Consider the following 6,647-nt stretch of genomic DNA (forward strand, 5'->3'; position numbering starts at 1 on the left):
CTCCACCCACCCAAACGGCTAACTCCTCCTAGCGTTTTTGAATTTGGAATTGCTGTTTTGCTTGGCAGGCTTGGGCTGCTATTCAAGCGCGGCGGAATGAGTCGCTCAATAATCTGCGTGGTGATGTGCGCTATCTAATTGAGGCACAAGGGCATTCTCTGATGGCATTGGGTGAAGAGATCGATGGAGAAACCAAGGCGGAACTGAAGGCAGCTCGTGACATCAATCAACAGGCTCGCAGCCAAGGCATTTGTAACGCTGAAACTATCTCAGCAACTGAGGCTCGTCGCCTAGAGTCCAAGGAACGTCCGACGTTGCAGGACTATTACAAGCTGGAGCGTTATCGCATTGAAACCTCTTGGGGAAAGGCGATCGATCCGGAGCTGATTGAACGCGATCAAGGGGGGCGAACCATTCGTCAGATTACCTTGTTAGAAGCGCTCTTAGAAGCACCCTCTGAAGTCACTACTCTCAATGGCAAACGTATCCATTTTCCGCCAGCAATACTAGCCGCTAAAGACCAGGCGGAGCGAGAGAAGTTTCATGCTCTTGACTGGCGCAATGACTCTGTGGCTTGGTCACTGCGCCGGGAGCTGGGACTCCACTCGTTTCTTCAGCTTGAGCGGGAGTTTCGCAATGATGACTTGGACTTGCTGGAGCTGCAAAGGCAAGCGCAACGTCATGCTTTAATCATCAAGGATTTTTTAGGCATCACTATCCGTCGCAATGCCACCCCCATCCAAATCTTGCAGCAGCTCTTAGAACAAATCGGCTTGCAGCTGCTGTGCGATCGCCGGGAAGGATCGAGAGGCGACCAGGTGCGTGTTTATCGGTTTGATTCAGAAGTCTGGGCGATCGCGCAAGAGGTTTTGGAATATCGACAATCAAAGCGGCAAGCGAAGGCTCAGCAGGGCTTTGAGCCTTCTGTGGAGTCGGTAGTCACAGGGGTGCCTTTTGCTGAATATATAAATAAAGGGGGGGGCGTGACTACGGAGAGTGAATTGCTTTCAGAGGAGCTAGTTGATGGGTTAGATATTCTGACTCAGGCTGTGGAGTGCCAAGAAGAGGAGCTAGTGCGATCGCTCTGGATGGCCTGGGATTTACCGCAGCGTTCTGCGGTGCTGAGGCAGATGTCGGATGAGGTGCGGTCGCGGGTGATGGAAACGCTGGGCTTGGTGAGTGGGGCGATCGTCCGGTGGATAGGGAAAGTGGGGGATTGGATGGTGGAAGCTGTGGAGGGCCTTCAGGTCAAAGTTCGTCAGGAGTCAGGGTTGGGGCAGGATTGGTGGGTGGCGTTTGCTGAACTTGATCCGATCGATCTAGGCTAACTGCCATTAAGCTGTGTTGGGTAGCAGGTAGACTGCTCGTGTCGCCGAGACAGTGGAAGCAATGCTTGAAGGAGGGTCGTAAGAGAATGCCAAGTACTGAGCGGGTCAAGAAGGAAATCTCCCGCATCTTGAAAGTCGTTCAGGATACTCGGTTTGAAGACTGTTTGCCGTTGGAAAAAGGATACAAGAACCTGACTTTTCACGCGGGTATTTACGCCCTGAAGTCAGCAGAAAACGAGATTCTTTACATCGGAAAAGCCTCTGCCTTTCGGACTCGCTTTCAAAATGGACATCAAACGCTCAATCAAATGTTTCTAGACGGACGGAGTGCCCAAAGTGCCCGTGTGGTCACTGTTCCCGTCACTGCCCGTTATCTGGACGCTCTACTCATCATTGAGAAGGGGCTGATCTTTGCGGCTCAACCGAGCTATAACAGACGTATCCCCATCAGTGAGGTGGCAGCCATGCAGCAACTCCAACCCTCTAGTGCTGGACGCTTATCAGAGATATTAAGGTCTTTACCTGATGCCGTTGTTGACGCATTAGAAGATCACGCAGATACCTATGGGTTGACTGATGCCCAAGTGTTGGAGCTTGCCATTGCCCAGTTTTTAGATCTCAATGCCATCAGTTTTGGGGAGATCGATCGCTTCAAAGGGTTGGGAGCATTGAAGGAAGAGAATGCCATTCTGAAAGCCCAACTGAAAGCGCTAGGGCATCCCGTTGAAGAATAGCGACGATTGCTTTTGATGAAGCTGTCACGACTTTGAACAATAGTGAGGCAAAAGAGAGAGCTTTGTATGAGATGAATAGCGCAGGGTGAATCTTCCAGGGTTCTCAAATAGAGAAAGGTTCAAGCTGTAGTCAACATTGCCGATTGCAAAGGAAGAACCGAGGGAAGCTACTATCCCTCCTAGCCGTCTTACATCTGCCTTTGCAACGGAACAATGCGAACCCGATCAGCTCGTATAAACTAACCGTCTCTCCCTCGCTTCGAGGTATCCCAAGCACTTGCCAGAGGAAAGATGCAGTTCCTCGCATCTAGTGATGATTCTCACACAGGTAGCTTGGCACTATCAATCTCTGAAGTGACTCCCTCGCTGAAGCTCAGCTCAGAGCAAAAGGCGTGGTGTTCCGGCTCGTTTGCTCTTGCCTGGAAAAGTACTGGCAAAAGTCGCTCGACGGCTATCCATGCTCCTCATTGGAGCGATCGCCCAAGTACGAGTAGTCTGAGAGAGTACAGGCACAGCAGCCTGATCACGACACCACAAAGCCCTCGGAGTAACGAAACTCTGAGGGCTTTTTTTAGGAAAGGGCAATCGCCCTTGCTCATGCGAGGCGATTTTCTTAAAGGCTCTATGAATTCATAGAAGGCGAGTTGAGATTTAGACCAGTAGTGAACGTTGTGCAATCCATCCCTACAGTAGCGCCCACAGGGTTGCAGTCGTTTTGCAGCTAAGGAGTATGAGGATCACAAGTTTAGCAGTGGGCACTCTAAAGTAATGACCACTGCTCAGAGTGAAAAGGTACGCCGTTTCGATGTGCGTCAGTCTTTGCTCGTCCATTGAGCCTATTTCAACTTACACATCGGGAACCGGACTATAGCTTAATAATGAGTACGCTCTACCCGATAAATGGGGATGGGGGTGTGAGGGAAAGCTTTTTACGATGCCTCTGTCAATCTCTGCCGTAGCACCCGCTCTAGCTGCTTCTGGCTGGTAACGTCGCGCGCAATGACCAACGCTGAGGCAACTGATCCATCAGGGGCAAACTCAGGGACGCATCGTGCCTCATAATCCCTTAACCCTTCAGGAGTAGGGAACTCGAACTCTACCTGCTGTGGCTCCCCGGTCATAAACACTTTGCTAAACGCCATATTCCACAGCATGAGCTGCTTCTCTGGCATTCCTAGATCCTCATTGGTCTTGCCAATAAATGCCTGTGGCAGTAAGCCTGTTGCTTTGGTAATTGCAGGATTAACGTAGAGGTGCCTTAATCTCGAATCAAAGCGTGTGATGATGTCTGTTGCGTTCTCTGCCAGTGCTCTGAATTCCTCTTCCCTAGCCTTAAGGTCTGTGATGTCGATCGCCACTCCACCCACATTCACACTGCCATCAGCCTGGGGTAAGGGGAACTTATAGACTAAGAACTGCCCTGGCTCTCCATCAAAGCGGATGCCGGGTTCAACGGCTTCAAGCACTTCACCACTAGCAGCGACTGATTGAATGTTATCGAGGTAGGCTTGAGCAATGTCAGAGGGATACAGCTCAAATATGCTACGACCTATCAAGCTACTGGCAACATAGAACATCTTGAGATAGCTGGGACTGACATAGATCATCGTGCCTTGAGCATCTGTAATCCAAGCTGCTGCTGGGCTATTGTTCATGAATGCTGCAAACATCTCTTGGCTAGATTTCAAGGCTTTCTGGCTCTCTGTTAGCTCGATGAGAGTTCTTCTAAGCCTGCTATTTGCTGAGAGGGTGGTATTAATTTCTCGTTTGATTAGCCGATAGAGCATTGCAGCCGTCGCTATCACATAGAAGCAGCCCTTCAAGGTCTGAAAGACCCTGAAAGCATCAGGCTCATTGGGGATGGTAAAGCTCAGTAAGTAGTCAGAGCAAAAGATCCAAGCAAATCCCAACAGGAGATAGATTCCTACGATCTTCCTAGCTGCTGATATTCTCTTCTTCATAGGTGGGAGTGCTGTCCTTGGTTTGACATGATTAACGCTAGAAAGCAGCCTTTAGACTTGTATAACCTAGATCATCTCCTGATTAGGGGACGTCGTTGAAAGCCCTTTGCAGTAAGTCTTTTGCCTTTAATTGGAGGTGTGAGGGTGAGAATATCAAGGACATGTCATGCTGCTTCAGCTTCAGCGTCAGTCGTAATTACTTCTGCCAAGGTAGCGATCGCATTGGGAGAGGGGTGGGCTATTCCCAAAATACCCGTTTCAGGATTAATGGAACAGTTAGATATCAGCAATCCCACGCTCTACAACCCCCTAAAACATCTCTCGATAGAATCAGAACTTGCTCCTTTACTCAAGCTCAGCCCCTCTTCAATTTCTGGTGGATCGTTCGAGCGAATAGGCTATCAATTCAGCAAATTAGTCATCCGCTCCTTTGAGTTGAACTTATGGTTCATGTTGCATTGGTTGACCAAGATGATCAATGCCTCATGCTTCACTGGGGATCGTTATTTAAGGTAAAACTTGATGGGTAAAAGCCAGCATTACCAAAGGCTACAGCCATAACAGAGTACCCTAAATCAAAGCACCCCCTCCCCTCCATCCCGTCCCTACAGGGATGAACTTCAACCCACAAATACAGCCCCAGATCAGGGTTTTCTCGGTGAGGAAAGCCACACCCAAAGCCCTATGGAATGCTCAGCGCTATGACTGTAGATCATCACCAATACGCTCAACTTTAAGGATCAATCGGTCGATGGCTGAGTCGCTTCAAGCTTTGTCCTTGCCTTTATCGCTTCAACAGCTCGAAGACGAACTAGAGCGCTTAATTGCCTTTGAAGCCCAACGGAACGGCAATCCCTGGCTCAGCATAGACAGAGTTACGGAGCTGTTTAGTGCAAAGTATGGGATGTCACCTGAACAGTTGGCGATCGCCCAAGCAGGATGAGCGATCGCCTGGTCTAAAGCTACTTCTGACTTTGCCAGGTAGCAGGGCAGTCGCTGGACTCTACCGTCCAGCCATCAGGACTCATTGATATCTTCGTTGAGCCACAGCGGTTAACGAAGGATGCGAGTCCGAGTAGACCGGGAACTAGAACAATCGATATCCAGAGCGGGGCAAGTTTGAGCGTGGGCAAGGCGGGAGGTTTAGGCATAAAATAGGGTCACTTAGTTTTCACTAGCGGAGTCTGGGTCAATGACCTCGACTCCGTTTCCATCAAAAGAGTATCGAACTCCTTGAGACTTGCTTGATAGCGCATAGCTAGGATGATAGACCTCCACTAATGCGAAAGGCTGTGCCGCTAACTAGGCCACTTTGGGCGGATACAAGGTGCGTTCACTATTAATCTGTACGGTCAAGGTCACTTTGGGTAGATACAAGGTACATCCATTATTAATTTGTAGGTCAATGTCCGGATTAGCATAGGCAGTCTATGAAGAATGAAAATCAGGGTGTTTTAGGGTGCATCTACCATTCCTTGTTACTGCTAAAGGCTTGGCCAATCAGGAGAAAATCGGCACCTATCTCTCAGTCGCCTCGCTCTTAGCCCTACTGAACCATGGCAGGTCAGCTTAGCTCACCAGAATAGTCATCCTAATCATCATGAGAGACACAGCAGGTAAAGGCGAGGGATGGGCTGATATCCAGAGTGGTCAGCTTATTGCCAGTGAGATTAGGGCTGAGGTGAAGCTCAAAACTGAGCCAATTTAGGGTACATGAGGATAGAAGGGTGAAGGCTAGAATAGGCTTGATTTGTCCATATTTGTATCTCCCATGAGCCAAAACGTACCTACTCCTCAGATTTACGGCACTCTCTTAGAACTCGCCAGGGAGCTGAAAGACTTTGCAGACACATCAGGACTCAAAGCTGCATTTGATATTGAGGGCAATGCTTACATTGAAGGCAACGGGTTTGTAGAGCAGTTGCAGAAGGAGAACCTGGTGCGTAATAACGAACTAAGAGCAGTAAATACGCGGCATTATTGCCAAGCATTGCCCAAGAGTGCAACCGAGCTATGAGCAATGACAGCATGGGGGCGATCGCTTGGCTGACAGTCCTATTTAGGGTACGACTTGATGAACTAAAGCTAGGATTCTCAGGGGGTCTAGCAGCTACAGATTACCCTAAATTCACATCACCCCCCATCCTCGCTACCGCAGAGTTATCAATTCGTTCAACAAAGCATCCACAGGGCAAGGAGATATTCTTAGGCTAATTCTCTGTGAGCAACGCTCTCCAGCAAAGCGCTCAAAGCCTTGATGTAAGGGGCATTTACAAGTGAAGTGTGAAACGCTTATCGCATCATTTTTGAAGCACCAGCCATGACATACTAAATCCGCCACGGCGATGGAAGGGTGAGAATGCAATTTAACTGGGAAAACTTCACCTACGACAAGGCTTGGCTAGAAGCTGCTGCAAAAACCTGAAAATATGTGGAAAGGTTCTTGCGATCCAGCTTGGTCAGCGTAATATACGGAGAGATTCTTGCGATCCACCTAAATTAAGAAGATATGCGGAAATCATCTGGCTATTCACCTCATTTATGGTGGATATGCGGAAACTTTCTGTCTAATATAGCGCTACGCACATACGTTAGGACACTCTTTAAAGGCAGCATCAACGCAA

The 6,647-nt window shown here is 49.0% G+C and carries 8 protein-coding genes; 4 read left to right on the forward strand and 4 right to left on the reverse strand.

All coding sequences use genetic code 11. The annotated features are described in order from the left end of the window. Positions 1-125 precede the first annotated feature (125 nt). Positions 126-1,328, forward strand: coding sequence for a hypothetical protein (locus AC5JMP_RS05035; RefSeq protein ID WP_495850344.1), 1,203 nt, complete (start codon positions 126-128; stop codon positions 1,326-1,328). A gap of 86 nt (positions 1,329-1,414) precedes the next feature. Next, a complete protein-coding gene (locus AC5JMP_RS05040) occupies positions 1,415-2,062 on the forward strand; it encodes a GIY-YIG nuclease family protein (RefSeq protein WP_495850345.1) in 648 nt (215 codons plus the stop codon). A 378-nt stretch (positions 2,063-2,440) separates the two neighbouring features. On the opposite strand, the gene AC5JMP_RS05045 is transcribed toward AC5JMP_RS05040, so the two are convergent. The 3 genes from AC5JMP_RS05045 to AC5JMP_RS05055 form a co-directional block, all read right to left on the reverse strand. After that, the gene (locus AC5JMP_RS05045) at positions 2,441-2,575 is read right to left on the reverse strand and encodes a hypothetical protein (RefSeq protein WP_495850346.1); all 135 of its coding nucleotides are present in this window, start codon (positions 2,573-2,575) and stop codon (positions 2,441-2,443) included. A gap of 416 nt (positions 2,576-2,991) precedes the next feature. After that, complete coding sequence (locus AC5JMP_RS05050) at positions 2,992-3,750, reverse strand: PAS domain-containing protein (RefSeq protein ID WP_495850347.1); 759 nt, start codon at positions 3,748-3,750, stop codon at positions 2,992-2,994. 437 nt (positions 3,751-4,187) lie between these two features. Then, a complete protein-coding gene (locus tag AC5JMP_RS05055) occupies positions 4,188-4,319 on the reverse strand; it encodes a hypothetical protein (RefSeq protein WP_495850348.1) in 132 nt (43 codons plus the stop codon). Between the two features lie 455 nt (positions 4,320-4,774). On the opposite strand from AC5JMP_RS05055, the gene AC5JMP_RS05060 reads away from it, so the two are divergent. Then, positions 4,775-4,966 carry a hypothetical protein gene (locus tag AC5JMP_RS05060; protein WP_495850349.1) on the forward strand — a complete coding sequence of 64 codons (192 nt, stop codon included), beginning with the start codon at positions 4,775-4,777 and terminating at the stop codon, positions 4,964-4,966. A gap of 19 nt (positions 4,967-4,985) precedes the next feature. Here the strand turns inward: AC5JMP_RS05060 and AC5JMP_RS05065 are convergent, their stop codons facing one another. Continuing rightward, the gene (locus AC5JMP_RS05065) at positions 4,986-5,174 is read right to left on the reverse strand and encodes a hypothetical protein (protein WP_495850350.1); all 189 of its coding nucleotides are present in this window, start codon (positions 5,172-5,174) and stop codon (positions 4,986-4,988) included. A gap of 620 nt (positions 5,175-5,794) precedes the next feature. On the opposite strand from AC5JMP_RS05065, the gene AC5JMP_RS05070 reads away from it, so the two are divergent. Beyond that, complete coding sequence (locus AC5JMP_RS05070) at positions 5,795-6,040, forward strand: hypothetical protein (protein ID WP_495850351.1); 246 nt, start codon at positions 5,795-5,797, stop codon at positions 6,038-6,040. Positions 6,041-6,647: the final 607 nt, after the last annotated feature.

Source organism: Drouetiella sp. (assembly GCF_059504425.1).

What these genes read in the sequence shown, in the direction of transcription:
- AC5JMP_RS05040 (WP_495850345.1), top strand. Translation starts at nt 1,415, where the DNA reads ATGCCAAGTACTGAGCGGGTCAAGAAGGAAATCTCCCGCATCTTGAAA.
- AC5JMP_RS05060 (WP_495850349.1), top strand. Translation starts at nt 4,775, where the DNA reads ATGGCTGAGTCGCTTCAAGCTTTGTCCTTGCCTTTATCGCTTCAACAG.
- AC5JMP_RS05065 (WP_495850350.1), bottom strand. Translation starts at nt 5,174, where the DNA reads ATGCCTAAACCTCCCGCCTTGCCCACGCTCAAACTTGCCCCGCTCTGG.
- AC5JMP_RS05070 (WP_495850351.1), top strand. Translation starts at nt 5,795, where the DNA reads ATGAGCCAAAACGTACCTACTCCTCAGATTTACGGCACTCTCTTAGAA.